The following is a 26,771-nucleotide window of genomic DNA, read 5'->3' as shown; positions in this document are numbered from 1 at the left end:
CTTTAAACGATAAAAGACAAGGACAGAAAAAAAGATGTAACAGGATTAGCCTCTACATCTTTTCTCCATCTTTTTTCGATTGATTATTACTTTTTAAATCTTCATCACTCATGATATCAGCAGTAGCTTTTTTAAACTCTCTTAAAGAACTCCCTACTGCTTTACCTATTTCAGGTAATTTTGACGGACCAAAGATAATAAGTGCAGTAATTAGAATTAAAATTAAGCCTGGAAATCCTATGCTTGAGAACATCTATACTCACTCCTATTTTTTCTCAGATGTGTTAAGTTGTCCAGTTGTATTTTGCTGATCTTCTTCCTCAGAAAGACTACGGGCAGAATTTTTAAATTCTCTTAATGTTTCACCAGTAGCTTTACCAATCTCAGGTAATTTTTTTGGTCCAAAAATAATTAAGGCAATAACTAAAATTAAGATTAAACCCGGAATACCTATAGCGGAAAACATGGATATATTCACCCCATTTAATTTATATATACGTAAGTAATAGCGTTTTCTCTATACTATCATGTTTTTTACTACTTGTCTTGTTCGATCGTTTAGAAAATATTATAGATGGTCATATTGTCTAAAGAAATAATCATAGGGATTTCTTTCATTCTTCTCCCCTTTTGTTTCTTTGGTTAATTGCCACTTTGTTTCATCGAAATGAGGAAAAAAAGTATCTCCTTTAAAGCTAGCTTTTATAAGGGTCATATAAATACGATCAGCATCGGGGAGAATTAACTTGAAAATCTCTTCTCCCCCAATAACGAAGTATTCTTTACTCGGATTTTCTTTATTCCATTTAACCACGTCTTCTATAGAATGGATAACGGTGCAACCTTCTGCTTCAAACTGATTATTCTGTGTTAAGACAATATTTTCTCTATTTGGAAGCGGCCCATTCATCGATTCAAATGTTTTTCTCCCCATAATAACCGTCTGAGAAGTAGTTAGTTCCTTGAAGAACTTTAAATCATTTGGTAATTGCCAAGGCAATCCATTTTCATATCCGATAACGCGGTTTTCATCCATTGCAAATAGTAATGAAATCATCTTGAAACCTCCTTATATTTAAACGGCAACTGGTGCTTTAATTGGTGGATGGGACTGATAGTCTTTCAGCTGTATATCCTCCATCTCAAAATCAAAAATGGATTTCTTCTGTTGATTTAATGATAAAGCTGGTAAAGCAAACGTTGATCGCTGTAATTGTTCTTTAACCTGGCTCATATGATTTGTATAAATGTGTGCATCTCCCAAGGTATGAACGAATTCTCCCACTTGAAGATTCGTTTCATGCGCAATGAGGTGTGTTAGCAGCGCATAACTAGCAATATTAAAAGGTACTCCTAAGAAAATATCTCCACTTCTTTGATAAAGCTGACAGGATAACTTTCCATCATGCACATAAAACTGATACATGGTGTGACATGGCGGTAAAGCCATATGAGGAACATCCTCTGGATTCCAAGCACTCACTATATGTCTCCTTGAATCAGGCTGAGTCTTAATAGATTCAATTACTTCTTTTAATTGATCGATTGTATCCCCTTTACTTGTTTTCCATGCACGCCATTGAGAGCCATAAACAGAGCCAAGGTCCCCATAACGCTCAGCAAAGTTCTCATCATTTAAAATTTGCGCCTTAAAAAATTCCATCTCTTTTGTGTATAAGGCTTTAAAAGAAGCATCCTCTTGAGCTCTATGTCCAAAATTAGTCATATCAGGCCCTTTATATTCTGAACTTTCAACCCAATTTTTAAATGCCCACTCGTTCCAAATGTTATTGTTATGTTCAAGAAGAAAACGGATGTTAGTATCTCCTTTAATAAACCAAAGCAGTTCACTTACTATTAAATGGAACGGTATTTTTTTTGTGGTAAGCACTGGAAATCCTTCACTTAAAGGAAATCTCATCTGATAACCAAAAGTGGAAATTGTCCCTGTTCCAGTACGATCTTCTTTTTTGTGTCCATTATCCAGGACATATTCACATAAATCTAAATATGTTTTTTCACTTAATGTCATCGGTATTTCTCTCCTTCATTATGTAAATGCCTGATTATTACAGGCAATAATGATTGAAACATTCTGATTATTACATTTTGGTAACAAATCATCAATTATTTCATATCTTAACTAGTTTAACATAAATTTTAAAAAGAAGAATGCATAATATTTGGAGGTGGAAAAGTGTTAGCCACTGAATCATTAACTAGTATAGTAAAACACTCAATGGCGTATGGATTGGTACTTAGTCAACCTTTTTCTACTTATGTGGATGTTCCTCCAGCAGTGTGGGAAGAAGCATTTGAAGATGTGGAAGAACTGAAATACGGGGCAGAACATGAAACAGTAAGAGCACTTCAATATAAATTAAAAAAATTATCCTATTATCATGCTCCAATCGATGGTCAATATGGAATTTTAACAGAGTATGCCGTTAAAAAGTTTCAAAAAGAAAATCAATTACCTGTTACAGGTAACACTGATAAATCAACCTACGAACAACTATCAGATGAGGAGTATCGAAAACAATTACAAATAATTAATGATTCACTCGATGCATTTAAAATTGGGGACACAGGTAAAGCGGTTACTGCTTTACAGGAGGCACTGGCATACTTTGGATATTATCAAGCTAAAGTCGACGGTATCTACGGACCGATTACAGATAAAGCAGTGACTATCATGAAACAAGATCGCGGTGAAACAGCACTTCATATCGTAAATTATCCAAAAGAACCTACACCTCAACCAGAAGTTAAAGAGGAAAAAACAAATAGTAGTCAACAGGTGGCAACTAAAACAGTTAAAAATACAGAGAAAAAAGAATCCAAGCAACCAGTAAAGAATCAAAGTAAGCCATTAACGCAATTAACGTCTGTCGCTAGAAATTACCTGGGTATTCCGTATGTTTGGGGAGGTACTAGCACAAGCGGTTTTGATTGTAGCGGTTATATGCAGTATGTTTTCAAGCAAATTGGTATTTCTTTGCCTAGAACAGTGAGTGATATCTGGAATCATACTCAATATATAGATAGTCCTTCTGTTGGAGATCTGGTATTTTTTGAAACATATAAACCTGGACCATCTCATATGGGCATTTACTTAGGAAATGATTCCTTTATTCATGCAAGTGCATCCAAGGGAGTATCGATAAGCAAGATGTCACAAAATTACTGGAAGCAACGATACTTAGGTGCTAGAAGTGTGCCGCAAGCATCGTGATGATTAAGATAAGCCCTTGCTATTATTGACATTCATCCAATAAATAAGCTATAGTAAACACAAGCAAAGAAGATGTTTTGGATTAATTTTAGGTAGCTTCTCACATGAAGTAGGTCGAAAGATGATCCAATACTTCTGGGATGCTACCTTTTTATTTTTCCATCATCTAATTTGTATTAATTAACACGTTTGACGTGAAAGATTTTAGGAGGAAGATAGAATGGAAAACGGTACAGTAAAATGGTTCAATGCTGAAAAAGGCTATGGTTTTATTCAGTTAGAAGAAGGAAATGATGTTTTTGTGCATTATTCCGCTATCGAAGGTGAAGGTTTTAAAACGTTAGAGGAAAATCAAGAAGTTTCTTTCGAGATTATCGAAGGAGAACGAGGACCTCAAGCAGCAAACGTTGTAAAAAAATAAACTAATATATGGCGATGATCATTCGATCATCGCCTTTTTATATGCTGTCATTTAATTTTTCTTTACAAGATATAAGGATCGTGATAAATTTAGGAAATGTGTGAATAAATAAAATGATAATTAAGTCTTAAACGGCTCGCGGTTCGTAAACTCCCGCGTTATCAAAACTAAGGAGGAAATAAAGTGAGTAATGAATTATTATGGATTGTTTTTGCACTTGTAAACTTTTCCTTGTTGCTGTTGATCTATCGAATATTTGGAAAAGCAGGATTATTTGTATGGATTGGAATGTCTACAGTAATAGCAAATATCCAAGTGCTAAAGACAGTTGAAATGTTTGGCATGATTGCGACATTGGGAAATATCATCTATGGTACAGCCTTTTTAGCAACAGATATTCTCAATGAAAATCATGGAAAGAAATACGCAAAAAAGGCAGTTTGGATGGGTTTTGCTACGTTATTGTCGATGACAATTATGATGCAATTTGCACTTCGTTTTATCCCAGCAGAATCAGACTTTGCACAACCTGCCCTTGAAACAATTTTTGAACTGATCCCAAATATTGCTATTGGAAGTTTACTTGCCTACATCGTTAGTCAATATGTAGATGTTTGGATATATGACAAGCTGAAAAAGATATTTACGTCAGATCGATTTTTGTGGCTGAGGAACAATGGCAGTACGATGATAAGTCAACTAATAGATAGCTTAATCTTTTGTACAATTGCCTTTTATGGCGCCTATGAATTGGACGTTTGGTTCAATATTTTAATTACTACTTATGTAATTAAATTCATTGTATCCCTAATGGATACCCCATTTTTATATGTAGCAAAACGAATTCACACAGCTAAACAAAAGCAAGCATAGCTTCTTAAGGAGTAGAAAAAGAGTCCGCTCTTCTTCTACTCCTATTATATATAGAGAAGGTGATTAAGATGTTAGAGGTATATACAGATGCAGCTACAGTAGGTAATCCTGGGTCTAGCGCTGTTGGTATTTATATAAAAAAAGGGAAATTAAATGAAGAGTATCAGTTTCTTATAGGAGAATATTCTAATCATGAAGCGGAATTCATTGCTGTAATTAAAGCATTAGAGATATGTAAGGAAAAATATCCAGAGGAGATTCTATCTTTCCGTTCAGATTCAAGAATCGTAGTAGATAGTATCGAAAAAGAATATGCTACAAAAAAAGAGTTTTTAAAATTATTAGAAGAAATTAAATCTATGACCCCTACCTTCCCCTACTTCTTTATCAAGTGGATTCCAGAAAAACAAAATAAAATTGCAGATCAATTAGCACGAAAGGCGTTATTAAAATTATGAAATTAAATGATGCCTTTCTTTTTCATTAATTCTAAGGCATTTTTTTTATAAATAATGTTATTGGAATGAAATAATTCTAATAGACTTATATAAAAGCTTCGATCAAATGTATATTGAACTGCTAACGTTAATTGGATCGCTAGTTTTACTTGGATGTAATTTGCATTGGTGAACTTTCTTCCGAAGTATATAAACCTTACCTCTTCATCTGACAGCTTAAATCCTTTGGTCCATATATCTTCTAAATATAACGCAACTTGATCCGTCTTCATTTTTCATGCACCTTCTTCGATTCTTAATACATTCTAAATTCAAAAAACAAACATTCATTCCCCTATTATTATTATAGTTTTATTCTAGTATTCCGTCTAGACAATAATTTCCATTCTATCCACGATATTAAATGGATTATATTTGGTATATTTATCATTTTTTTCCTCTAATTTCACAAAATGTTCACATACTTTATAAACAATATTGTTTGTAAAGTTAATTTACCGCATTACTTATGACTTAAATAAATATTACAAAAAGGTTTAAAAAGTAGTTAAATTTCTTCTGTTTTCTAGTACGATAGGAATATGAAACAATTGTAAGGGAGTGAAATCATAGTGAATAAGAAACAGCATCATAAAGATGAGAGTACAACTAATTTAAAAGGAACATTTATAGCCGTTATGATTTTAGGAATTTTTATTTTAGTTAGTTGGTTTATAGTTTTTGGAATTTTCTTATCAAGATAAACATTAGGGGGAAAAATGATGCACCTGCATAAGTATGAAAGAATTTGGCTAATCTTTGGCATTAGCTCACTTGTATTATTTTTAGTCGTTCTAGGTGTTGGAGCATTTTACAAAGGAACACAACCACCAAGTCATTTGGCGACAGTTGATCCTACAAAAGTAGAAGAACATGAAGCATTTCGGGAAGAAAATTTAGGTTTACGTAAAGTTGGTGAAAATGATTACATCGTAAGCGTCATTGCTTCTGCATTTAACTATAATTTTGGAAAAGATGATGAAGGTAATACGATACGAAAAATTGAAATCCCTGTAGGATCAAATGTGCTTTTTCAAGCTACCACAACAGATGTTATTCATGGCTTTCAACTGGCAGGAACAAACGTTAATATGATGGTTGAACCTGGCTATATCAACTCTTTAAAAACAACTTTTAAAAAAACCGGAACTTATACATTAATTTGTAATGAATATTGTGGTACTGGCCACCATCTAATGGCTTTTGAAGTGGAGGTTATCGATAATGAATGATAAGGTGAAGGATATTAATAAAGATGACGGAAAATTAGTAATGGCACACATGTATGTAGCATTTATTTCTTTATTTATTGGTGGTTTAATGGGTGTCTTACAAACAATGGTCCGCTCAGGTACATTTACTTTGCCATTTGGTATTGGGTATTATCAAATATTAACGGTTCATGGGGTAATTCTTGCTTTAGTATTGACGACCTTCTTCATTGTTGGTTTTCAATTTGCTTTAATGAGTAAAACAGTTGGAATGTCTGACCAACAAAGGGAAAGTGCGTGGTTTGGCTATTGGATTATGTTATTCGGTACCATTACAACCGCTATTACGATTTTAGTTGGGAAAGCGAATGTGTTATATACGTTTTATGCTCCACTTAAAGCCTATCCTACTTTTTATATCGGGTTAGCGTTAGTAGTGATTGGTAGCTGGATTGCTTGTTTTACTAATTTTAGACAGCTTGCTCTATGGAAAAAGCATCATCCAGGTGAAAAATCACCCCTTTTAGCTTATATGGTTGTTATTAATATGCTATTATGGTTTATTGCTACACTGGGTCTAGCAGCTACGGTTCTTATCCAGTTCATCCCTTGGTCTTTAGGAATGGTGGACACTATTAATGTGTTAGTAAGTCGTACGCTATTCTGGTATTTTGGTCATCCGTTAGTGTATTTCTGGCTATTACCTGCTTATATGGCTTGGTATGCTATTATTCCAAAAATTATTGGTGGAAAAATCTTCAGTGATAGTCTTGCTCGTTTAGCATTTGTTTTATTTTTGATGTTTTCCATACCAGTTGGTTTTCACCATCAATTAACTGAACCAGGTATTGACCCACTATGGAAATTTATTCAGGTTGTTTTAACTTTTATGGTAATTATTCCATCCTTGTTAACCGCCTTTTCTATGTTTGCAACTTTCGAATTAGCTGGCAGAAGCAAAGGGTATACAAGTTTATTTGGGTGGTTTAAAGCACTTCCGTGGAAAGATGTACGCTTTTTCGCACCAATGGCTGGGATGATTACTTTTATCCCTGCTGGAACTGGCGGGATTATTAATGCGTCCCATCAAATGAATCAAGTTATTCATAATACGATTTGGGTAACTGGTCATTTTCATTTGACAGTTGGTACGACAGTAATTCTTACCTTTTTTGGTATTTCATACTGGTTAATTCCTTCTTTAACAGGACGGAGATTAACGAAGAAAGTAAACACCTTAGGAATGATACAAACATTCGTTTGGATGATCGGAATGTTTATAATGTCTGGATCTATGCACATTGCAGGTCTTTTAGGTGCTCCTAGACGATCATCTTATTCAGAATATGGAGGTAGTGAACAGGCTACAGAATGGATTGGATATCAAATAAGTCAAGCAATTGGTGGATCGATTCTATTTATAGGGATAATTTTAATGGTATATATTTTCTTTTATATGGTATTTGCAGCTCCAAAGGGCTATACGGAATTTCCAATGGCGGAAGTTTCAGAAAATGCAGAACCTACACCAAAATTTTTAGAAAACTGGAAGCTTTGGATTGGCATAACGATAGCTCTTATCTTATTTGCCTACACGGTACCATTTATTGATATGTTGCATCATTCTCCACCAGGTTCTCCTGGATTTGAAGATCTTATAAGATAATAAAAAAATCTTGGCTTATTTCCAAACGAAATGGAAATGGCCAAGATTTTTTAATGACATTTTGAGTAGCTAACGAAAATTAAGAAAGACCATACAATTCCCCGTATTTAGCACGTAAATATTGTGTTAAATAGTCAGGGTTTAAACCTTCACCACTTATTGCTTCAATCAATTCTAATGGCCTTTTACTTCTACCAAACCGATGTACGTTCTCACTTAACCAAGCTTTTATTTGAATTAAATCATTTTCTTCTATTAACTCTTCGATCTTAATTTCTTCGCTCGCTTTTTGATATAACTGCGCAGCATACATATAACCTAATGCGTACGTTGGGAAATAGCCAAAGTCTCCTGTAGCCCAGTGAATATCTTGTAGAACTCCCTCTAGGTCGTTCTTTGGACGAATACCAAGATACGCTTCCATCTTATCGTTCCATAGCTTTGGTATTTCCTCTACTTTAAGTTCTTCGTTAATAAGAGCTATTTCAATTTCATAGCGCAGAATAATATGTAAACAGTATGTTAATTCATCTGCTTCAATACGAATGAAAGAAGCTTTTACTTCATTAATTTGTTTGTAAAAATCGTCAAACGATACTGTTTTGAATGATTTAGGAGCATTTCGTAAAAAATCATCACGATTATTTTTCCAAAATAGCGGGTGTCTACCAATGAAATTTTCCCAAAATAAAGATTGAGATTCATGAATTCCCATTGAGGCACCATCAAAGACTGGCGTATTTGCATATTTCTTATCAATGTTTTGTTCATATAAAGCATGACCTGCTTCATGTATTGTGCTAAATAGCGCCATTCTGAAATCAGATTCATCGTATCTTGTCGTGATCCGCACGTCATCAGGATTGATTGTGATTTCAAAAGGATGAATCGTTTCATCGATTCGCCCTCTATTAAAGTCGTACCCCATTTTCTTTAAAGTATAGACAATAAAGTCGTTCTGTTCATTCTTCTCAAATGATTCGTTTAAAGAAAATGTGTGATTATCCTTTGTGCTATGTTTGATTTCGGTTATTAAAGCGACTAAATCTTTTTTAAGCTTTGAAAAAATAGCATCTAATTTTTTTGTCGTCATTCCAGGCTCAAATTCATGCAACAATGCATCATATGGTTGATCTTCATAGCCCCAATAATTTGCAAACTGCTTATTAAAGTCAACTAATTTTTGTAAGTATGGAGCAAGGATAGAAAAATCATTCTTATTTCTCGCTTCTTGCCAAGCAATTTCCGCTTTTGATTGCAATGTAACGAATTCTTGGTATTCCTCAGCTGGTATTTTGCTGCTACGTGAGTAGTCCTCCTCGCAGACACGAATAATTTCTTGGAGTAAGTCATTATTAGATTTTTCCTTTAACTCTTTAAGAAAATCTCCCATTTTTTTTGAAGTAGATAGTTTATGAATTTTCGTAGAAAAAAAGCCAATCACATCTGCTTTTGATTCTAAAGCATTAGCAGGGCTAATCGTACGGGAATCCCATTCCATGAGTGCTAATGCTTCTTTATAACCTTGTATTTCCTTTAAGAAAAGGAGAAAATCTTGCTCTAAATTAGTATTTTGCATCAAATCATCTTCCATTCATTTATTTGGACGTCTGCCAAAGTATTGATAGTAATCTGCCTTAATAAAACCATTAAATAATTTTCGTTTTTTAGATGCTTTTTTTCCATATATTTTTTCGAATTGTTCGTTGGCTGTTAATACATATACATTCCAAGTTGGATGATGCTGCATAACCTGTCCGAACTCTCTATATATTTGCTCAACCTGTTCTTTATCACCTAGTCGTTCCCCATAAGGAGGATTGCTTACAATATAGCCTCCTTCTTGTTCTGGATGAAAGTCGGTTGCTTGCATTTGTTTCCATTGAATGAGATCACTAAGTCCAGCTTCTGTAGCATTTTCTTTAGAGATATTGATCATGCGATGATCAATATCCATACCATGTATATCGAGAACTTGATCGTAATTTGCTTGATCCTCTGCTTCTTCTAATGCCGTTTCTATTGTCTTTTGGGATATAAAATTCCATTCTTCAAAGGAAAAAGCTCGATTAAATCCAGGAGCAATATTTTGCCCAATTAAAGCAGCTTCGATAGGAATTGTACCTGAACCACAAAAGAGATCATAGAACGGTCGATCTGGATGCCAATTAGTAAGTTGTACTAATGCAGCAGCCAACGTCTCTTTTAATGGAGCATCCCCTTGGCCTAAACGATATCCTCTCTTGTGCAACCCAACGCCTGAAGTATCTAACGTTAAAGTGACTTTATCTTTTAGAATGGCAACTTCTACTTTATGTAATGCACCGTCTTCTGCTAGCCATGAAGCTACACCATGTTTTTGTTTGAGTTTTTCAGCAATAGACTTTTTCACGATAGCCTGACAATCAGGCACACTATATAGTGTGGATTTAACCGACTTACCAGACACGGGAAAAGCACCATCTTCTGCAATAAATTCATGCCAAGGTAAAGCTTTGGTTTGTTCAAAAAGGTCATCAAAAGTAGTTGCTTGAAATTCACCTACTAAAAGTTTTACTCTATCCGCTGTTCGAAGCCAAAGGTTACATCTAGCGATAGCATTTTCATCGCCTTTAAAGATTACGCGACTATTTTCAACAATGACATCTTCGTAACCTAAAGCCTTAACTTCTCTTGCTACAATAGACTCTAAGCCCATTGCCGCTGTTGCAATTAATGTGAAACTGGCCATTATTTTCCCTCATTTCAAAAATTTCAAATACAATAAGCTATAAAAAACCCTTACTAACATCATTAGTAAGGGTTAGTTGAAAATATAAATACAAATGACGACCGAATGAATGTCAGTAAGCCATGTTTTGTCCTATTAGTACTACGAGCGGTGGTCAGCCTTGTACGCAAGGAGTAATCATCTGTCTACAAGTAGTAATACTTGTCCTTCTTTCGGTTGAATTCCCTAATCGAAGATGCCCCTACCAATATTTGGGTTGCTCACTCGTGGGGTTTACCTCGTTCCACTCAAAATGTTTCCATTTTGACTTCGTCACTGTGGCACTTTTATAGGTGAACCTACCATATCCTAAGACTTAGGCAGGGTACCAGCCGTTAACTGCTAAACAGTTACCTTAACTTATGATTTCGTTAAGCACGAACACTACATGCATCTCAACATGTGTGAGCATGGACTTTCCTCTACAATAGATCATAATCTATGCAGCGATTACTTCGACATTCATTCTATTTGCCTATTTATTTTAACATGCTGTAAGAAATAGTCAATGGTAATCTCTTTCATTATTACCAATGAACAAGTAAATTATTCCTCGAATTTTTTACCAAATACTGCTTTTTCTAAATTAGATAATCGCTTTAAAATATCATAATTAACTTGATGGTTAGACGTAGTTGATCGGATGCGTGTGTTTTCAGACTGTTTTTTCAAACGGTCGTTCTCATTACTTAGTCGCTCTAGCTCTTGTGTGAAATATTCATAATCCTGAATAATGATATCTAAAAATTCATCTACTTCTTCTTGATTGTAACCTCGCATACCAGTTTTAAAATTTTTCTCCAAAATATCCTTACCTGTTAAATTGTGTTGATTGGACATTCTTATTCTCCTCTTCATTTACTATACTTTTCTATTTTTTCAAAGTAGTTTCAAAATGTCAATCAAATACTAGTCTTCAAAAGCTTTTTTCTCCTGTTCCTCCCTTACTATTTCTTCTAAATCAAAAGGTGTTATAAAAGCGAGCTGGTAATTAGAATTCTGTTGTGCAGTTTTAATTTTAGAAAGAAAAAATTTCATACTTCCAGGATATTCCTCGTCACCTAAAATTATACAACCGTCGCTCTTTTCTATTAACCATTGATCTCTTTTTGCAAATTGAAAGCTTCCCTTATAAGCGGAATCGAATATTGGTTTGTAAAAATCTGCTTCTTCTTTTACCTTCAGAAATTTCTGTTGATAGGACTCAGGCCATCTACTTTCAAATTCTAAGAAAGGTGGAAAAATACCAAGTTTTATATCATATGCTTGTTTTAAATCTAATACCACCTCAGCAGCCCATAATTCTACTCCCATTTGACCACTGATAATTAACCATTCTAATCCCTCATCAATCAAAGATAAAATTTTCTTTTCCAACGCTATCTTTAAATAGTGAATTTTAGGATCATTATCTCCACTAATTTGTAATTCGTTTGGTTTATTACCTGTTAGAGTTGCTACCTTCATATGTCAAAGCTCCATTAATTATTTATAAAATTCCAATCTTTAGAAAAGTGGTTTTTAATCCATGTCACTTGCTTCAAAAGAAAAAGGAAGTAATTCTTCCATTGTAATTGTTTTCTTTTCAGTTCCCAGATTCCCCGCATATATTTCCATATCATGATTGAAAAACTCACTCATAACTTGTCTACAAGACCCACAAGGTGGAACTGGGCGTTTAGTATCAGCGACTACAGCTAATTGTTCAAATTCAGTTTCACCTTCAGAAATAGCCTTAAAAATCGCCACTCTTTCTGCACAAAGTGTTACTGGGTATGCAGCATTTTCGATATTACAACCCGTATATATTTTTCCTGATTTAGTTACTAAGGCAGCTCCTACTTGAAATTTTGAATATGGTGTATAAGCATATTCACGTGCCTCTTTTGCAAGTTGTAGTAATTCATTTTTATCCATTCTATTCATCCCTTCTATTTAGTATTACTTTCTAAATCCTTTAATAGTAAATCAAAGACATATACGATAGATTGGTACAATTCCATGTATCTTTTTCTTTTCACATCAATATAATAACTGTGCATTAAAAGTAGTTCTAGATTTTCAGCAGTTGATTCAATTTGTTGCGGGTGAACAGCAACAGATCGCTGTTTTACAAACTCTAATGCGTTTTCTTTCCAATTATCAATATCTTTAAAGATTGGCAAGGTTTGTTGTTTTACATAAGAAAATAAAGCTGGGTCTTTCTTATCTTGGGGTTTTTCACTTTTTTCATACAGTTCTTTTAGAGAACTAAATGTTCTATTTAACTTAATAATATCCTCATATAAACTCATGTTCTCCCCCCTTATATACATAATGTACCATGAAATAGAAATCTCGACTAATATTTCACTAAAATTTTATGTATGAATATGTTTTATTCGATGACACTATTCATAAGGAGGGATAACATGTCTAAAAATGATAAAGAAAACAAACAAGCGCAGTCGAAGTCTAACTCTAAAAAAGTAGAAGAAAAAACTATAATTGATAAAAAATTAGATGGTCCCAATAGACCTTCGACTTAAAATCTTAACGTACTTAGCTTCTATTCCGATATAATGGAATAGAAGCTTTACTTATAAAATTAGTGGTACCTCTACGGTTATGCCTCTTGCTCATACCAAATTCGTCTTAACATTCTTTTATTGAGGTATATATTTTCATGGAAGTAAAACTGATGTTTATTGTGCCTAACCCTTATAAAGCAAATCATACCTTCGAACTATATTAAGTATATCTTTCTGATTACTGTAGTAGAATTTAGTTAGAGATTATGCTAAATTGGAATATTAAGGTTGCTTACATATCTATTGCTTCATTTCAAGTCATCGCTTATTATGTTCATAGCTCGATAACTTGAATAATAGATATTATTTGGTGTATTCATGAAAGTTGGAGGTAGAAGATGCGGTATCCAAATGGAAAGAGAAAAGTGGCTAATCAAGGTATAAATAGTCATCCTTCTAGTACCCATTACAGTAATAGAGGTATGACTCTAGAACAAGACATAAACGATACAAATGAGTTCTATTTAATATCTAATCGAGCAGTTATTCATAAAAAACCAACACCGGTTCAAATTGTTCAAGTTGATTATCCTAAACGAAGTGCAGCAGTAATCAAAGAAGCATATTTTAAACAAGCTTCTACAACAGATTATAATGGAGTATACCGAAATCGTTATATAGATTTTGAGGCTAAGGAAACGAAAAATAAGCTTTCTTTCCCGCTAAATAATATTCATGAGCATCAAATTAATCATATGAAGCAAGTGGCAGAGCATGGTGGAATTGCCTTTTTAATAGTCAGATTTACAGCTCATCAAAAAACCTTTTACTTCCCGTCTATTAAACTATTTGAATTTTGTGATGATAGAGATAAAGGCGGGCGTAAATCAATTCCACTTAAAGCTTTTGAAGAAAGTGGCTACCTTATTCCTATGAAATATCAAGCAAGAGTAGATTATTTAGATATTATTGATAAGATTTGTATGAAGAACGGAGGAACAACACATGGCTAATAATAATCAGTCACGTACAGCAAGAAGAAAACAAGCAAAAGAACAAAAGAAACAGAAAAAACCTTTATGGAAAAAAATATGGCGTATAGCATTATTAGTTTTTTTAATCTCAATCATAAGTGTAGGAGTTGTTTTTAGTTACTTTATTGCTACGGCACCAGATATAGATGCTGACCTATTATCTGATCCAGCATCCACAAAGCTATATGATATTAATGGCGAAGTGTTTGCTGATTTAGGCTCAGAGAAAAGGACACAAATTGATTACAATGAAATCTCCCCTGTCCTTTTAAATGCAGTAATTGCTACGGAGGATGCTCGCTTTTTCGATCACATGGGTATTGACGTTAGAAGAATTGGTGCAGCTGTAATCGCCAATTTCCAAGATGGCTTTGGTTCTCAAGGAGCTAGTACCATTACCCAACAAGTTGTGAAAGGTTCCTTCTTATCGAATGATAAAAAAATCAAGCGAAAAGTACAGGAACAGTGGTTAGCTTTAAAACTTGATCGGGAATATTCAAAAGAAGAAATAATGGAAATGTATTTAAACAAAATCTATTATGGTTCTGGAGCTTATGGAGTTGCTAAAGCATCTGAAATTTATTTTGGGAAGACAAATTTAAATGACTTAACTCTTGCTGAAGCTGCACTTCTTGCAGGGTTGCCACAGCGTCCAAGTGCGTATGATCCATTTAAAAATCCTGATTTAGCTCAAGAGAGAATGAATACTGTTTTAAGTTTAATGGTCCACCATAATAAAATCACTGAAGAAGAAGCGGAAGAAGCTCGAAACGTTGATGTGACTTCTCTTCTTACCAACCGTAAACCAGAAGGTATAAAATATGAAGCCTTTATCCAACAAGTAGAAGATGAAGTGAGAGAAAAAACTGGTGCAGATATCTATAAAGACAGTCTTCAAGTATATACAACAATTGATCCTGATGCACAAACACATGTGGAATTACTATTAAGTGATTCAGAAGAAAATCCAATCGCTTATCCAGATGATGAGTTACAAGTCGGACTTTCGGTGGTAGATACACAGTCAGGAGCAATAAAAGCTATTGGTGGAGGACGGAATCGTGGAAACAATGGTTGGAACTATGCCATTGATAATGAAAACAGACAACCGGGTTCTACTATCAAACCAATCACTGCATATGGTCCTGCCATTGAATATCTAAAATGGTCCACTTATCACCAGTTAAATGATGATAAGGCTTATGAAGTTGGTGGTAGTACTCCTATCAAAAACTGGAATAAAGATTTTCAAGGTTGGGTAACGGCAAGATATGCACTTGAGCAATCGCTAAACGTCCCAGCTGTAAAAACGTTGGAAGAAGTTGGATACAGCGATGCACAAGCATTTGCAGAAGGATTGGGAATTGATTTCACTGACGATCAAATGACAATTCGGGATGCAATTGGCGGAACGCAAAATGGTGTTTCTTCCTTACAGCTTGCTGGTGCTTATGCAGCGTTTGGAAATGAAGGTGTTTATCACGAACCATATTCTGTTAAGGAAATTGTATACCCAGATAATCGCACAGAGGAACTTGTTTCTGAAGCAGTATCTGCAATGAGCGATTATACAGCTTATATGATTACAGACATGTTAAAAAGTGTGGTACAAGAAGGTACAGGAACGATGGCAAATGTAAGTAATTTACCTATGGCTGGTAAAACAGGTACAACTAGTATGGATAGTGGACCAGGTAGCCCTGATTCTTGGTTTAGTGGCTATACCAGTAATTTTACGATAGCAGTTTGGACTGGTTATGATGATCCAACAAAAGCAATTCCCGATACAAAAGTGTCACAACGAATTTTTAAAGAAACAATGACAAAAATTTCAGAAGGTATTGAAACTGCAGACTTTACGCAACCAGACTCAGTTGTAGAACTTGAAGTTGAAAAAGGATCAAATCCTGCAAAAAGACCTAGTGAGTATACGCCTAGCTCTCAAATAGTTACAGAATTATTTGTAAAAGGAAACGAACCTGATGATACTTCTGAAAAATTTGATAAACTTGAACCTGTTCAAAACTTAGAAGCCTCTTATGTTGAAGATGAGGAATTAATTGCAATTCAGTGGAATTATGAAGAGGATGAAGATGTAGCATTTAAAGTTTCAGCGGGTACAAATGGTAATTTGAGTGAGCTTACTACAACAGAAAATAAAGAGTTAACCATTGAAAATGTAGAAGCTGGTGAAACATATACAATTGAAGTTGTGGTTGTAAATACAGAAAATGATTCTCTTACAAGTGAAGCTAGCCAAGTTGAAGTATCTATTCCAGACGATGAGCAAGAAATTGAAGCTATTCAGAGTCTAACCCATGATTATAACGAGAATGAAAATAGCGTGTTGATCAGTTGGGGCTATGGTGGTGATGGACCGGTTGAATTTGAAGTATCCGTTAATGAAGCTGGCAGTCAAATTGACCAATTTAATACAAATAAAAAAAGTGTTAATATTTCTCAATTGCAAAATGGAAGATCCTATACAATAGTTGTCACCCCGTATTTTAGAAATGACACTGAAATTAGAGGTGAAGGTTCATCGATTTCTTTTGAAACAGCTGAAGCTGAAGAAGAAGAAACTGAAGAAGGTAATAATGAACAACAAAATGAGGAAAATAACGATACCGAAAATAATGATGACGAAGAACAGCAAGACCCACAACAAGACGAAGAACAACAGCAAGACGACGGCGAAGACACCTCCACAGAAGATGACACTGCGACGGAGGAATAAAGAAACATAAAAAAATCCAGTACAGTTTATAAAAGCTGTACTGGATTTTTAAATTTTCATACAATATATTTGTGCATAGTTTGTCTATCGGTTCTATGCAAGTTTTTTTATACGCTTTTTCCCTTCTCTACAGAGATCTAATAAGGGGCAGATACCACATTGAGGATTTTTAGCTTTACAATGGTATCTACCAAAAAAAATCATCCGATGGTGTGTTTCACTCCACTCTTCTTTTGGTACCTTCCGCATCAATGTATTTTCCACTTCTAATACAGAATCTTTCCATCTACATATACCTAATCTTTTGGAAACTCGCTCCACATGAGTATCAACTGCTATGGCAGGTTCTGAAAATGCTACTGAAGTTACAACGTTTGCGGTCTTCCTACCGACACCCGCTAAACTTTCTAACTCTATTTTGCTATGTGGTACTTCTCCATCATATTTTTCTATTAATGCAGCTGATAATTTCTGAATATTCTTCGCTTTATTTCGATACAATCCAATCGATCGAATATCATTTTGTAATTCTTCAATAGGAACGGCTAGAAAATCTTCCGGTGCCTTATACTTTAAGAACAAATCCTTTGTTACTTTATTTACCAAAGCATCTGTGCATTGAGCAGATAAAACGACTGCTATTAATAATTCAAATGGGTTTCTATGGACTAGTTCACACTCTGCATCTGGAAACATTTCCTCCATTGTATCTAATACTTGTCTAATTTGAGTTTTGTTTAGCATCTCATTAGATTCCCTTCTATTCTTCTAACCAGTTATAATAAAGTTCTTTTGTGTTTATATCTTCATCTTTTGATTCGTTATTATTTGTTTGGCTATGGAAGTTTTTCCCCTGTAAACGAGCATCATGAACTGATTTTATTCCTTTTTGTTTCCAATCTCTTAAAATTCGATCAATGTATTTCATGTTAATCTTTGCCATTAATACCGCTTCACGAAGTGCTGCATAAATTAATTCTTTCGGTATTTCTTCTTCATCAATCCACAGGTTTATCATTTCAATTTCAAATGGGGAAAGTGGTCTACCAAATTCCTGTTCATATCGAAGAAAAATTTCACCAAAATGATCTACTTCTTCTTTTTTACTTTCTTCTTTTTCTAAGTATAGTTTTCGCCATAAAGGTTCAAAAGAATAATATTCTTCCACCTTATCTTTTTCTTTATCTTCCTCTATACTTAATAAACTCATTTGTATTAATTTTCTAAGTATTTTGGAGCAATCTTCTTTTGAAATGGTTAAAAAACTTTGAAGTTTATCAGGCGTAGGAAATAAATCGCCTTCTAAATGAATGCGATATAAGTGTAGTAATAGCATTGCTTCCGTTTCTGTTATATGAAGCTTTTTATAATTTTTTAATAAAGAAGCTGGTACATTTATTTGATCATTAAAAATTTTCTGCATGTTTAATTCTTTCATCTAGAAGTCACCTCTTTTTTAGTATAACATTAAATAATCCTTTGCTTATATCGCAAAGGATTATTATCTTGCTATTAAGGATAGAGCCTATTCAATAAACGTGGAAATGGGATTGTTTCTCTAACATGCTCAACTCCGCTGATCCATGCAACAGTTCGTTCTAGCCCTAAGCCAAAACCTGCATGTGGAACACTTCCATATTTTCTTAATTCAAGATACCATTTATAAGCGTCACCAGTTAAAGCATGCTCTTCGTATCGTTTTTGCATTAAATTTAAATCATCAATTCGCGCCGATCCTCCGATTATTTCGCCATAACCCTCAGGTGCGATTAAATCAGCACACTCGACAACTTCTGGACGGTTTGGATCAGGCTTCATGTAAAAAGCTTTGATATCTTTAGGATAGTGTGTAATAAATACAGGTCGATCGAAGTGATCTGCTATCGCAGTTTCATGCGGTGCCCCGAAATCTTCTCCCCATTCAATATCTGTAAAGCCTTTTTCTTTTAATAAATCAATTGCTTTATCATAACTAATTCTTTCAAAAGGAGCTTTAATTTTCCTTAATATATCTTTATCTCTTTCTAAAATAGTTAATTCCAAGTCACAATTTTCTAAAACTGATTCCACAAGATAACTTACATAGTTTTCCTGAATAGATAGACTCTCCTCATGGGTTGTAAAAGCCATTTCAGGCTCTATCATCCAGAACTCGATAAGGTGTCTTCTCGTTTTTGATTTTTCAGCGCGAAAAGTTGGACCGAAAGAAAATACCTTTCCAAAGGCCATAGCAGCAGCTTCCATGTAAAGCTGACCACTTTGTGATAAATAAGCTTCTTCGTCAAAATACTTTGTATGAAAGAGCTCAGTAGTACCTTCTGCAGCTGATCCAGTTAAAATGGGTGGATCAATTTTCAAAAATCCTTCTTTTTGAAAGAATTCATAGGTTGCTTGAATGATTTGATTTCTTATTTTCATGATAGCATGTTGTTTTTTTGATCTTAACCATAAATGTCTATGATCCATCAAAAACTCTGTGCCATGTTCTTTCGGCGTTATTGGAAAATCTACAGCTTCATGGATAAGTTCAATATTTGAGACCTGTAATTCAAAACCTAACGGTGAACGTGAATCTTCCACCACAGTTCCAGTTATATAAACAGAAGATTCTTGTGTTAATGACTTAGCTAATTGAAAAATTTCTTCTGTTACATCTGCCTTTGCCACAACACCTTGAATAAATCCTGTTCCATCACGTAATTGCAAAAATGCTATTTTTCCACTTGATCGCTTGTTTGCTAACCAAGCTCCAATCGTTACTTCTTTCCCATTATATTTATCTATATGATTAATGGTTGTTTTCATCTTGACTTCCCTCCGTAAACCTTCACTTACTTAGTATGATTTTTAACAAATCTCTCGATTCGAACAGCAGCTTCTTCTAATTGGTCTAATGATATAGCGTAGGATAGACGAACATTATCTGGTGCGCCAAAGCCTGATCCAGGAACTAATGCTACTTTTTCTTCTTCCAATAGCGCCGTAACCCAGTCGTCAACGTTATCGAAACCATTTAGTTTAACTGCTTCACTGACATTTGGAAATAGATAAAAAGCACCCTTAGGTTTAACACAAGTGATACCAGGTATATTAGTTATCCATTGATATAGCTTCATTAATCTCTCTTTGAATGCTTCTTTCATCACAACTACTTCATCCTGTGGTGAATTGTATGCTACTTCTGCAGCAACTTGTGCCATAGAAGTCGGGTTAGAAGTAGAATGTGATGCAAGGTTAGTCATTGCTTTGATTATTTCTTTTTTACCAATAGCATAACCTATTCTCCAGCCTGTCATCGAATGAGATTTTGAGACACCATTAATAATAATAGTCTGCTCTTTTAATTTTTGTGAAATTTCAGCAATAGAGATATGTGGTGTTTCAGAATACGTTAATTTCTCATAAATTTCATCAGATACGATTAGTATATTATGTTTTAAACAAATTTCTCCTAGTGCTTCTAACTCATCCTTTGTATACATTACACCTGTTGGGTTACTTGGTGAATTAATAATAACTGCTTTTGTTTTATCTGTAATTGATTCCTCTAATTGTGCCGGTGTAAGTTTAAAATCATTTTCTTCTAAAGCTCCTACAAAAATAGGCGTACCTTCAGCTAGCTTAACCTGCTCAGGGTAACTTACCCAATACGGTGCAGGAACAATTACTTCTTCTCCGGGATTTAATAATACTTGAAATAAAGTATACAAAGCATGTTTCGCACCAATTGTAACAATAATTTCTTCATGTGAATAATCTAGATTTTGATCTTTTTTCATTTTATTTTTAATTGCTTCTTTAAGTTCAACTGTCCCACCAGAAGGCGTATATTTCGTGAACCCCTCATTCATTGCTTTTGTTGCTGCTTCTATGATGTGAGTTGGGGTATTAAAATCTGGTTCTCCAGCTCCTAATCCAATTACATCATGACCTGCTTGTCGTAATTCTTTTGCTTTTGCAGTAATTGCTAATGTTGAAGATGGTGTTAATGTTTTTACTCGTTTCGCTAATTCCATTATTGATCACCTTTCTTTTAGTAGATTGCTTGTTTTAATCTAAGTGTATAAGATTCTCCATTACTTAATTGAACATATTCATAAACAAGTCTTTCTTCTTGATCGATGTACTTGATTTCTACCACAGGAACTTCATTGTCCATTCCAAATGATGAACCTAATAATTCGCAACCATCGCAAGTACTAGACCAATTATTCATTATTTCTTCTTTCGACATTAAATTATCCATTTCATACGTAATTATCTCTTTAACATCATCTTCTTCATAGAAGAAAACTAACAATTCCTTTCCATCTTCTGTTTTTCCCTTCACAGCATGGAAAAGCATATCACCGTGATATCGGTCTATTTCTGAAATCTGGACGATAGCTGACTCCTCTTTGACGTACGCTTCTACTTCATTCAAATCCAAATCTCTATCACTGACAACTTCTTGATAAAGATGCACACTGTAACTTATAATGCTGATAGTGATAACACTCAAAATAGTAACAAATAAAAAAAGCTTATTAGGTACGGTAAATCGTGAAGATTGCTTCTTCATTGTTATCCTCATTTAATGATAAACCAAACATAAGGTCATCATCCTTCAAAGTGCGATTCAAACTATCAACGATCTTATATAAGTCCTCTGAATATTTTACGGTTACAGTAGATAATGTTTTTAATTGTGATGGGTTCAAAACTGCACCTCCATTATTTTCTTTGTATTCGTCTACTTTTATATTTTGATTGAGTCGAGCTAATTTTTCAACTAATAACCATAGATATCTGAAAAACTTTTAAAAATTTGTCGAATCCATTATAACCATTCGTCTGCTTCATCAATCAGTTTGCGAAGAGAAGCATGCAAAACTTTTACTTTTGGAATAGATCGTAAAAAGTCTTTTCCATAAGATTTATTCATTATTCTATCATCACAGACAAAGATAATACCTTTATCTGTTTGCTTTCGAATTAGGCGACCAAAGCCTTGTCGAAAGCGAAGGACAGCATCTGGTAATGATAAACTCGTAAAAGGATTCTCCCCTCTACTTTTTAGATAGGTCGCTTTTGCATCATACAAAGGATGATTAAACGCCTGAAATGGTAGCTTAGCAATTACGATACATCTTAGATCATCCCCTGGAATATCCACGCCTTCCCAAAAAGAATTTGTTCCCAGTAAGATGGCTTTATCAAAGGATTGAAAGTTCTTCCGTAAACGATCTCTACTACCACTTGAAATACCCTGTCCTATCACGATGTATTGCTCTAAACTTTCTATTTCACGTAAAATATAATAGCACTGCTTTAACATCTCATATGAAGTAAATAAGACAAGCATTCTTCCTCCAGAGATTAAAGCTAATGATTCGATTGCTTCTGCTACTGCATAAGTATAAGGTTGCATATCTGAATATTTTATTGTCGGAAAATCATTAGGCACCATCAATTGTACTTGTTTTTCATAATCAAACGATGCATAGAATTGATACGTATCGGTCTCTTTTGCAAGACCTAAATGCTGTTTTAAATAATCAAAATTATTTCGAATGGATAAAGTAGCACTAGTTAAAACTGCAGTTTTATCTGTGTTAAACAATTCTTTATACAAGTGTTTAGAAACGTCTATAGGCTCGCTATATAAATAAGCTGCGTTTTGTGCACCATGTGGGTCGATTTCAACCCATGTAATACTATTGGAATCTCCCTTTAATAACATCTGTTGAAAATTATTTTTTAGAGCCTCGATTTGTTGAAAAAGGATTGCTTGTTTACTATCTCGTTTCTCTTCCTTAGCTTGGTCTTTTAATTGCTCTGCAGTCGTTTTAATAGCAAGCATATCCAGTAATTCAAACATAATCCTATTAACTATTTCCTTGATTAACACCGTTTCGTTGTTTAAATCTTGTTCTACCCAAATTTTTTGTATTCTTCCGATATCACTTTTATTTTTCTTTGCATTGCTGTCTTCTGCTACGAAACGATATAGATTTCTAAATAAGATATCAAACTCTTCTAACAACAATTCCCATTTTAACTCCCAATTTTTAAAAAATTGAGAAGAAATAATTTTTAGAAAGTCAGATTTTATTTGTTGCAATTCTGTTATTAAAGCCGTGTAATCAAGCTCTAAACCAAAATGCTTTGCGGCAACTTGCTGAAATTGATGAGCTTCATCAATGATCACTTTATGAAATTGAGGTAAAATACTCTCTTTATTTTTTAGACTTTTACATAAAAGTGCGTGATTTGTGATGATGATATTCGCTTTTTTTGCGGATTCTTTTTTACGTTCATAAAAATCGATATCTCTCCATAACTCGTTATGAGTTGTGTGCTTTGTAACTACTTTTTGCAGTAATTTGAAGTCTTTTCTTGGGATTTGGATTTCATCTAAGTCACCAGTATCTGTTTCTGTTAACCAGATTAGTAATATACCTTTAAAAAGATTATCATGATAATTTACGATTGTTTGATCTTTAATAAACTTCTCCACTTTAGCTAAGCTAATGTAGTGGTTTTTACCTTTTACTAATACTGCTGAAAATGCACTAGGTAGTAAGTGGTGCAGTGTTTCTAATTCATTATCCAATAATTGCGTTTGCAGATGAGTGGTATGAGTAGAAATAATAATCGGTTCATTTAATTGTACACTTTCATAAATTGCAGGTAATAAATAGGCAAATGATTTCCCAATACCAGTATCCGCTTCTATAATAGCATGGTTTTTTGATCGGAAATGGTCATAGATTGTCTCTGCCATCTCTTTTTGATCTTTTCTTAATTCATAATTGTTAATGGTTGTATGTAGCATACCTTCAATATCAAAAAAGTTATCAGCTAAATCTTGAAAATTATCATTTTTTATAAATGAGCTAGAGAGCTTGGATGGATTAAATTTACGAATAATCAAATCTTGATGTTCCATTAGAATATTAGTATTTATATCCTTTTGAATCTCGCTTATATCTTCTAATATGTCGAATATATCTGATTTAAAGTATTTTTCAATTTGTAGAAATTTTTTAATTATTTCCGTCGGTAAACGCTCTATTTTTCTTAAAATAAAAAGTAATAAATCTGCGGTTATCCATGCATCAGAAAGTGCACGATGTGGATCATCGTGACGTAAATTTAAAAAATGAGCAAGTTCATTTAATTTATAACTATTTGCTTTTGGTAATGCGATTCTGGCTAATTCCACGGTGTCTATCATCTTGTTTTTTAAGGAATCATAACCTAGTCGGTTTAACTCTGCATTTAAAAATCCGATATCAAATGGAATATTATGTGCCACAATGTAACTATTATCTATCAATTTTAAAATATCTTCTGCGACTTCTTCAAATGCTGGAGCATTAATTGTATCTTCCATCTCAATTCCTGTTAGTTGACTGATAAATACAGGAATATTTCTTTTCGGATTAATAAGCTGCGCATATTTTTTTATTATTTTTTTATTTTCAATAACGACAATTCCAATTTCTATAATTCGGTCTCCTTTAGAAGGTAATTGCCCAGTTGTTTCTAAGTCGATTACAACAAACCGTCTCATTATTCACTCCTTTCCACGCGCTACGTACAAAGATATTAAAATAATCCAAGGTGCGAAAAGGTAAATTTTCTCTTTTTCCTTGTGCTATTAAAAATGCTATAGTACATAGAAAAACTCTTATCTAATGATAGCGATAAGAGTTTCCATTTACGAGTGCGTTGTTAGTGGTGGTTCCTGATCTAAAATTTCCACTATATCATTGTCATGATTCATAATAGCAACCTTTGGTCGGAAGTTCTCTAGCTCATCCTCTGTTAAAATACCATAAGATACGACGATAATAATGTCATCTGGTTGTACAAGTCTTGCAGCTGCTCCATTTAAACAGATAACCTTGCTTCCTTTTTCACCAGGTATTACATAGGTCTCAAGCCGAGCACCATTATTATTATTTACTATTTGTACTTTTTCATGTGGAAGGATACCAATTTTTTCTAGAATTTCTTCATCAATCGTTATACTACCAACATAATTTAAATTCGCTTCTGTTACACGTGCGCGATGAATTTTTGCTTTCATCATAGTACGCATCATTTGCATTTTCCCCCTATATAAAAGAATGAGGCAGGTTACCATCTTTATCTAAAATTATATTATCTATTAGCCTGGCATTTTTATATTGTACGGCAATAGCAATAATAATTCTTTCATTTATTACCTCGATCTCTTTAAGAGCTGGATAGTTATAAATTTCAATATATTCAATATCCGCTTTTATTTTTGCCTCAAGAAATTCAGTTACTTTCCTTTTAATAATAACAGGATTATTTTCACCGTCAAACATTAATTTTTTTGCATAATTCAAGGATCCAAAAATTGCACTTGCTTCATTTTTTTCGAGTTCAGATAAATAGACATTTCTACTGCTTCTTGCTAAACCGCTTTTTTCTCTGACAGTTTCCACAGGAATCAATTCAACTGTAAAATTCATGTCATCTATAAGACCTTTAACAACTGCGACTTGTTGTGCATCCTTTAAACCGAAAAAGACAAGGTCACACTTAGTAATGTGAAATAATTTGGCTAATACAGTTGCTACACCATCAAAGTGTCCTAGTCTACTCTTCCCGCAAAGGACATTTACTCTGTCTTTAACGTACAATTTAACAGAAGATTCGTTTGGATACATTTCTTCTTTGGATGGCATAAAAATATAATCAACCTGATGCTGTTTTGCAATTTCTATATCTCTTTTTTCATCTCTAGGATATCTTTCAAAGTCCTCATTCGGACCGAATTGTAGTGGGTTCACAAAAATACTTAAAATGGTTACATCGGATTTTTCATTACATTTGTCTATAAGTTGTGTGTGGCCATCATGTAAATATCCCATCGTGGGCACAAATCCAATCCGTTTATCTTTCTCTTTTAAATGTGTTGTTAAAGCTTCCATTTCACTTATCGAACGAACAATTTTCACTTTTATTCCCCCGAATACAAATGATTAATCACATCATCATCTATTTTAAAGGTGTGCTCTTCCTTAGGAAAAGTCTTTTCTTTTACTTCTTTATGAAAAGATGACACAGCATCTTTTATTACGGTATTCATATCTGCATACGATTTTACAAATTTAGGTGTTCGATCAATTCCATATTGAAGTATATCGTGGTAAACGAGTACTTGCCCATCGCAATATTCCCCAGCACCTATTCCGATTGTAGGAATGGTTAGTTTTTTAGTGATATGTTCGGCAAGAGGTCCAGGAACACATTCCAGCACAATAGAAATGACTCCACTTTTTTCTAACTTCTCTGCTTCTTCTACTAATCGATTTGCTGAAGCAGCATCTTTACCTTGCACTTTGTATCCACCTAACACATTTACAGATTGTGGTGTTAATCCGATATGCCCTACAACGGGAATACCAGCCTCTGTAAGACGTCTAATTATATTTAAGGTCAAAGGAGAAGCCCCTTCTATTTTAATGGCTTGTACACCTGTTTTTTGAAATAATTCTCTTGCATTCGTAATCGCATCTCCCTCTGATATATGATAAGACATAAATGGCATATCAACTATAACAAAAGTTTCAGGAGCACCTCTTGTAACGGCTTTAGAGTGGTGGATCATGTCATCTAGTGTTACTTCTACTGTGCTTTTATACCCTAGAACCACCATTCCCAAGGAATCTCCAACTAAAATCATGTCTATATTTGATTCTTCAACCAGTTTTGCTGATGGGTAGTCATAAGCAGTAACCATAGATATTTTTTCACTATTATTTTTCATTTGGATAATTTTATCAGTTGTTAACAT

31 protein-coding genes and 1 other RNA gene are annotated in these 26,771 nt (G+C 34.0%); 10 read left to right on the top strand and 22 right to left on the bottom strand.

The window, feature by feature from the left end; genetic code table 11:
* Positions 1 to 52: 52 nt before the first annotated feature.
* The 4 genes from tatA (DFR57_RS14060) to DFR57_RS14045 all read right to left on the bottom strand — a co-directional run bounded on the left by tatA (DFR57_RS14060) (position 53) and on the right by DFR57_RS14045 (position 2,032).
* Positions 53 to 253 (bottom strand): twin-arginine translocase TatA/TatE family subunit, encoded by a 201-nt coding sequence (gene tatA / locus DFR57_RS14060; RefSeq protein WP_114353845.1) that lies wholly within the window; start codon positions 251 to 253, stop codon positions 53 to 55.
* A gap of 12 nt (positions 254 to 265) precedes the next feature.
* Positions 266 to 466: a twin-arginine translocase TatA/TatE family subunit gene (gene tatA / locus DFR57_RS14055; protein WP_114353844.1), complete on the bottom strand. Its 201-nt coding sequence runs from the start codon at positions 464 to 466 to the stop codon at positions 266 to 268.
* 102 nt (positions 467 to 568) lie between these two features.
* Entirely contained in the window at positions 569 to 1,057 is a 489-nt protein-coding gene (locus DFR57_RS14050; protein WP_114353843.1) for a dihydrofolate reductase, read from the bottom strand.
* 18 nt (positions 1,058 to 1,075) lie between these two features.
* Complete coding sequence (locus DFR57_RS14045) at positions 1,076 to 2,032, bottom strand: thymidylate synthase (RefSeq protein ID WP_114353842.1); 957 nt, start codon at positions 2,030 to 2,032, stop codon at positions 1,076 to 1,078.
* Positions 2,033 to 2,197: 165 nt separating this feature from the next.
* On the opposite strand from DFR57_RS14045, the gene DFR57_RS14040 reads away from it, so the two are divergent.
* From DFR57_RS14040 to DFR57_RS14025, 4 genes are all read left to right on the top strand, one after another.
* Positions 2,198 to 3,235: a C40 family peptidase gene (locus DFR57_RS14040; protein ID WP_245937479.1), complete on the top strand. Its 1,038-nt coding sequence runs from the start codon at positions 2,198 to 2,200 to the stop codon at positions 3,233 to 3,235.
* Positions 3,236 to 3,455: 220 nt separating this feature from the next.
* A complete protein-coding gene (locus DFR57_RS14035) occupies positions 3,456 to 3,656 on the top strand; it encodes a cold-shock protein (RefSeq protein ID WP_114353841.1) in 201 nt (66 codons plus the stop codon).
* A gap of 183 nt (positions 3,657 to 3,839) precedes the next feature.
* On the top strand, positions 3,840 to 4,529 hold the full coding sequence (locus DFR57_RS14030; protein ID WP_114353840.1) for a queuosine precursor transporter: 690 nt from the start codon (positions 3,840 to 3,842) through the stop codon (positions 4,527 to 4,529).
* A gap of 68 nt (positions 4,530 to 4,597) precedes the next feature.
* Positions 4,598 to 4,987, top strand: coding sequence for a ribonuclease HI family protein (locus DFR57_RS14025; protein ID WP_114353839.1), 390 nt, complete (start codon positions 4,598 to 4,600; stop codon positions 4,985 to 4,987).
* 2 nt (positions 4,988 to 4,989) lie between these two features.
* Here DFR57_RS14025 and DFR57_RS14020 read toward each other — a convergent pair whose 3' ends face one another.
* Entirely contained in the window at positions 4,990 to 5,259 is a 270-nt protein-coding gene (locus DFR57_RS14020; RefSeq protein WP_114353838.1) for a DUF6123 family protein, read from the bottom strand.
* Between the two features lie 339 nt (positions 5,260 to 5,598).
* On the opposite strand from DFR57_RS14020, the gene DFR57_RS14015 reads away from it, so the two are divergent.
* The 3 genes from DFR57_RS14015 to DFR57_RS14005 are packed head-to-tail and all read left to right on the top strand — an operon-like array spanning position 5,599 to position 7,903.
* Positions 5,599 to 5,730 carry a cytochrome c oxidase subunit 2A gene (locus DFR57_RS14015; protein ID WP_245937478.1) on the top strand — a complete coding sequence of 44 codons (132 nt, stop codon included), beginning with the start codon at positions 5,599 to 5,601 and terminating at the stop codon, positions 5,728 to 5,730.
* Between the two features lie 18 nt (positions 5,731 to 5,748).
* Entirely contained in the window at positions 5,749 to 6,258 is a 510-nt protein-coding gene (locus tag DFR57_RS14010; protein WP_114353836.1) for a cytochrome c oxidase subunit II, read from the top strand.
* Positions 6,251 to 7,903 carry a b(o/a)3-type cytochrome-c oxidase subunit 1 gene (locus DFR57_RS14005; RefSeq protein WP_114353835.1) on the top strand — a complete coding sequence of 551 codons (1,653 nt, stop codon included), beginning with the start codon at positions 6,251 to 6,253 and terminating at the stop codon, positions 7,901 to 7,903. The genes DFR57_RS14010 and DFR57_RS14005 overlap by 8 nt, the downstream gene beginning before the upstream one ends.
* Positions 7,904 to 7,982: 79 nt before the next feature.
* On the opposite strand, the gene DFR57_RS14000 is transcribed toward DFR57_RS14005, so the two are convergent.
* The 7 genes from DFR57_RS14000 to DFR57_RS13970 all read right to left on the bottom strand — a co-directional run bounded on the left by DFR57_RS14000 (position 7,983) and on the right by DFR57_RS13970 (position 12,967).
* The gene (locus tag DFR57_RS14000) at positions 7,983 to 9,482 is read right to left on the bottom strand and encodes a carboxypeptidase M32 (protein ID WP_114353834.1); all 1,500 of its coding nucleotides are present in this window, start codon (positions 9,480 to 9,482) and stop codon (positions 7,983 to 7,985) included.
* A gap of 15 nt (positions 9,483 to 9,497) precedes the next feature.
* Positions 9,498 to 10,634: a THUMP domain-containing class I SAM-dependent RNA methyltransferase gene (locus DFR57_RS13995; RefSeq protein ID WP_114353833.1), complete on the bottom strand. Its 1,137-nt coding sequence runs from the start codon at positions 10,632 to 10,634 to the stop codon at positions 9,498 to 9,500.
* A 111-nt stretch (positions 10,635 to 10,745) separates the two neighbouring features.
* An RNA gene (gene rnpB / locus DFR57_RS13990) (RNase P RNA component class B) lies at positions 10,746 to 11,136 on the bottom strand.
* An 83-nt stretch (positions 11,137 to 11,219) separates the two neighbouring features.
* Positions 11,220 to 11,513: a cell division regulator GpsB gene (gene gpsB / locus DFR57_RS13985; protein ID WP_114353832.1), complete on the bottom strand. Its 294-nt coding sequence runs from the start codon at positions 11,511 to 11,513 to the stop codon at positions 11,220 to 11,222.
* Between the two features lie 69 nt (positions 11,514 to 11,582).
* Positions 11,583 to 12,140: an SLOG family protein gene (locus DFR57_RS13980; protein WP_114353831.1), complete on the bottom strand. Its 558-nt coding sequence runs from the start codon at positions 12,138 to 12,140 to the stop codon at positions 11,583 to 11,585.
* 54 nt (positions 12,141 to 12,194) lie between these two features.
* A complete protein-coding gene (locus DFR57_RS13975; RefSeq protein ID WP_114353830.1) occupies positions 12,195 to 12,590 on the bottom strand; it encodes a cytidine deaminase in 396 nt (131 codons plus the stop codon).
* Positions 12,591 to 12,604: 14 nt separating this feature from the next.
* Entirely contained in the window at positions 12,605 to 12,967 is a 363-nt protein-coding gene (locus tag DFR57_RS13970; RefSeq protein ID WP_114353829.1) for a DUF1798 family protein, read from the bottom strand.
* Positions 12,968 to 13,084: 117 nt separating this feature from the next.
* Between DFR57_RS13970 and DFR57_RS18385 the strand changes: the two genes are divergently transcribed.
* The 3 genes from DFR57_RS18385 to DFR57_RS13960 all read left to right on the top strand — a co-directional run bounded on the left by DFR57_RS18385 (position 13,085) and on the right by DFR57_RS13960 (position 16,954).
* Positions 13,085 to 13,201, top strand: coding sequence for a spore protein (locus DFR57_RS18385; RefSeq protein WP_245937477.1), 117 nt, complete (start codon positions 13,085 to 13,087; stop codon positions 13,199 to 13,201).
* A 380-nt stretch (positions 13,202 to 13,581) separates the two neighbouring features.
* Entirely contained in the window at positions 13,582 to 14,196 is a 615-nt protein-coding gene (gene recU / locus DFR57_RS13965) for a Holliday junction resolvase RecU (protein ID WP_114353828.1), read from the top strand.
* Positions 14,189 to 16,954 (top strand): transglycosylase domain-containing protein, encoded by a 2,766-nt coding sequence (locus tag DFR57_RS13960; protein WP_114353827.1) that lies wholly within the window; start codon positions 14,189 to 14,191, stop codon positions 16,952 to 16,954. The genes recU and DFR57_RS13960 overlap by 8 nt, the downstream gene beginning before the upstream one ends.
* 93 nt (positions 16,955 to 17,047) lie before the next feature.
* Here the strand turns inward: DFR57_RS13960 and nth are convergent, their stop codons facing one another.
* The 10 genes from nth to panB form a co-directional block, all read right to left on the bottom strand.
* A complete protein-coding gene (nth, locus tag DFR57_RS13955; RefSeq protein ID WP_114353826.1) occupies positions 17,048 to 17,698 on the bottom strand; it encodes an endonuclease III in 651 nt (216 codons plus the stop codon).
* Between the two features lie 16 nt (positions 17,699 to 17,714).
* Entirely contained in the window at positions 17,715 to 18,392 is a 678-nt protein-coding gene (locus DFR57_RS13950; protein WP_114353825.1) for a DnaD domain-containing protein, read from the bottom strand.
* 74 nt (positions 18,393 to 18,466) lie between these two features.
* Positions 18,467 to 19,759, bottom strand: coding sequence for an asparagine--tRNA ligase (asnS, locus tag DFR57_RS13945; protein WP_114353824.1), 1,293 nt, complete (start codon positions 19,757 to 19,759; stop codon positions 18,467 to 18,469).
* Between the two features lie 26 nt (positions 19,760 to 19,785).
* Positions 19,786 to 20,970, bottom strand: a complete 1,185-nt coding sequence (locus tag DFR57_RS13940) for a pyridoxal phosphate-dependent aminotransferase (RefSeq protein WP_114353823.1) — start codon at positions 20,968 to 20,970, stop codon at positions 19,786 to 19,788.
* A 17-nt stretch (positions 20,971 to 20,987) separates the two neighbouring features.
* A complete protein-coding gene (locus tag DFR57_RS13935) occupies positions 20,988 to 21,515 on the bottom strand; it encodes a hypothetical protein (protein ID WP_114353822.1) in 528 nt (175 codons plus the stop codon).
* On the bottom strand, positions 21,481 to 21,654 hold the full coding sequence (locus DFR57_RS13930) for a YpmA family protein (RefSeq protein ID WP_114353821.1): 174 nt from the start codon (positions 21,652 to 21,654) through the stop codon (positions 21,481 to 21,483). The genes DFR57_RS13935 and DFR57_RS13930 overlap by 35 nt, the downstream gene beginning before the upstream one ends.
* Before the next feature lie 119 nt (positions 21,655 to 21,773).
* The gene (gene dinG / locus DFR57_RS13925) at positions 21,774 to 24,512 is read right to left on the bottom strand and encodes an ATP-dependent DNA helicase DinG (RefSeq protein WP_114353820.1); all 2,739 of its coding nucleotides are present in this window, start codon (positions 24,510 to 24,512) and stop codon (positions 21,774 to 21,776) included.
* A gap of 147 nt (positions 24,513 to 24,659) precedes the next feature.
* Entirely contained in the window at positions 24,660 to 25,046 is a 387-nt protein-coding gene (panD, locus tag DFR57_RS13920; protein WP_114353819.1) for an aspartate 1-decarboxylase, read from the bottom strand.
* Between the two features lie 13 nt (positions 25,047 to 25,059).
* Positions 25,060 to 25,932, bottom strand: a complete 873-nt coding sequence (panC, locus tag DFR57_RS13915) for a pantoate--beta-alanine ligase (RefSeq protein ID WP_114353818.1) — start codon at positions 25,930 to 25,932, stop codon at positions 25,060 to 25,062.
* A gap of 2 nt (positions 25,933 to 25,934) precedes the next feature.
* Entirely contained in the window at positions 25,935 to 26,771 is an 837-nt protein-coding gene (gene panB / locus DFR57_RS13910; RefSeq protein ID WP_114353817.1) for a 3-methyl-2-oxobutanoate hydroxymethyltransferase, read from the bottom strand.

Origin of the sequence: Saliterribacillus persicus, assembly GCF_003337485.1 — a bacterium.
Classification (GTDB): Bacteria; Bacillota; Bacilli; order Bacillales; family Amphibacillaceae; genus Saliterribacillus; species Saliterribacillus persicus.
The sequence above is the reverse complement of the archived record's forward strand: the minus strand, read 5'-3'. Positions and strand labels throughout refer to the sequence as shown.

Bases quoted from the DNA above. Each gene is read 5' to 3' on its own strand.
- tatA (WP_114353845.1), bottom strand. From the start codon at position 253: ATGTTCTCAAGCATAGGATTTCCAGGCTTAATTTTAATTCTAATTACT.
- tatA (WP_114353844.1), bottom strand. From the start codon at position 466: ATGTTTTCCGCTATAGGTATTCCGGGTTTAATCTTAATTTTAGTTATT.
- DFR57_RS14050 (WP_114353843.1), bottom strand. From the start codon at position 1,057: ATGATTTCATTACTATTTGCAATGGATGAAAACCGCGTTATCGGATAT.
- DFR57_RS14045 (WP_114353842.1), bottom strand. From the start codon at position 2,032: ATGACATTAAGTGAAAAAACATATTTAGATTTATGTGAATATGTCCTG.
- DFR57_RS14035 (WP_114353841.1), top strand. From the start codon at position 3,456: ATGGAAAACGGTACAGTAAAATGGTTCAATGCTGAAAAAGGCTATGGT.
- DFR57_RS14025 (WP_114353839.1), top strand. From the start codon at position 4,598: ATGTTAGAGGTATATACAGATGCAGCTACAGTAGGTAATCCTGGGTCT.
- DFR57_RS14020 (WP_114353838.1), bottom strand. From the start codon at position 5,259: ATGAAGACGGATCAAGTTGCGTTATATTTAGAAGATATATGGACCAAA.
- DFR57_RS14010 (WP_114353836.1), top strand. From the start codon at position 5,749: ATGCACCTGCATAAGTATGAAAGAATTTGGCTAATCTTTGGCATTAGC.
- DFR57_RS14005 (WP_114353835.1), top strand. From the start codon at position 6,251: ATGAATGATAAGGTGAAGGATATTAATAAAGATGACGGAAAATTAGTA.
- DFR57_RS14000 (WP_114353834.1), bottom strand. From the start codon at position 9,482: ATGCAAAATACTAATTTAGAGCAAGATTTTCTCCTTTTCTTAAAGGAA.
- DFR57_RS13995 (WP_114353833.1), bottom strand. From the start codon at position 10,634: ATGGCCAGTTTCACATTAATTGCAACAGCGGCAATGGGCTTAGAGTCT.
- gpsB (WP_114353832.1), bottom strand. From the start codon at position 11,513: ATGTCCAATCAACACAATTTAACAGGTAAGGATATTTTGGAGAAAAAT.
- DFR57_RS13980 (WP_114353831.1), bottom strand. From the start codon at position 12,140: ATGAAGGTAGCAACTCTAACAGGTAATAAACCAAACGAATTACAAATT.
- DFR57_RS13975 (WP_114353830.1), bottom strand. From the start codon at position 12,590: ATGGATAAAAATGAATTACTACAACTTGCAAAAGAGGCACGTGAATAT.
- DFR57_RS13970 (WP_114353829.1), bottom strand. From the start codon at position 12,967: ATGAGTTTATATGAGGATATTATTAAGTTAAATAGAACATTTAGTTCT.
- DFR57_RS18385 (WP_245937477.1), top strand. From the start codon at position 13,085: ATGTCTAAAAATGATAAAGAAAACAAACAAGCGCAGTCGAAGTCTAAC.
- recU (WP_114353828.1), top strand. From the start codon at position 13,582: ATGCGGTATCCAAATGGAAAGAGAAAAGTGGCTAATCAAGGTATAAAT.
- DFR57_RS13960 (WP_114353827.1), top strand. From the start codon at position 14,189: ATGGCTAATAATAATCAGTCACGTACAGCAAGAAGAAAACAAGCAAAA.
- nth (WP_114353826.1), bottom strand. From the start codon at position 17,698: ATGCTAAACAAAACTCAAATTAGACAAGTATTAGATACAATGGAGGAA.
- DFR57_RS13950 (WP_114353825.1), bottom strand. From the start codon at position 18,392: ATGAAAGAATTAAACATGCAGAAAATTTTTAATGATCAAATAAATGTA.
- asnS (WP_114353824.1), bottom strand. From the start codon at position 19,759: ATGAAAACAACCATTAATCATATAGATAAATATAATGGGAAAGAAGTA.
- DFR57_RS13940 (WP_114353823.1), bottom strand. From the start codon at position 20,970: ATGGAATTAGCGAAACGAGTAAAAACATTAACACCATCTTCAACATTA.
- DFR57_RS13935 (WP_114353822.1), bottom strand. From the start codon at position 21,515: ATGAAGAAGCAATCTTCACGATTTACCGTACCTAATAAGCTTTTTTTA.
- dinG (WP_114353820.1), bottom strand. From the start codon at position 24,512: ATGAGACGGTTTGTTGTAATCGACTTAGAAACAACTGGGCAATTACCT.
- panD (WP_114353819.1), bottom strand. From the start codon at position 25,046: ATGATGCGTACTATGATGAAAGCAAAAATTCATCGCGCACGTGTAACA.
- panB (WP_114353817.1), bottom strand. From the start codon at position 26,771: ATGTTAACAACTGATAAAATTATCCAAATGAAAAATAATAGTGAAAAA.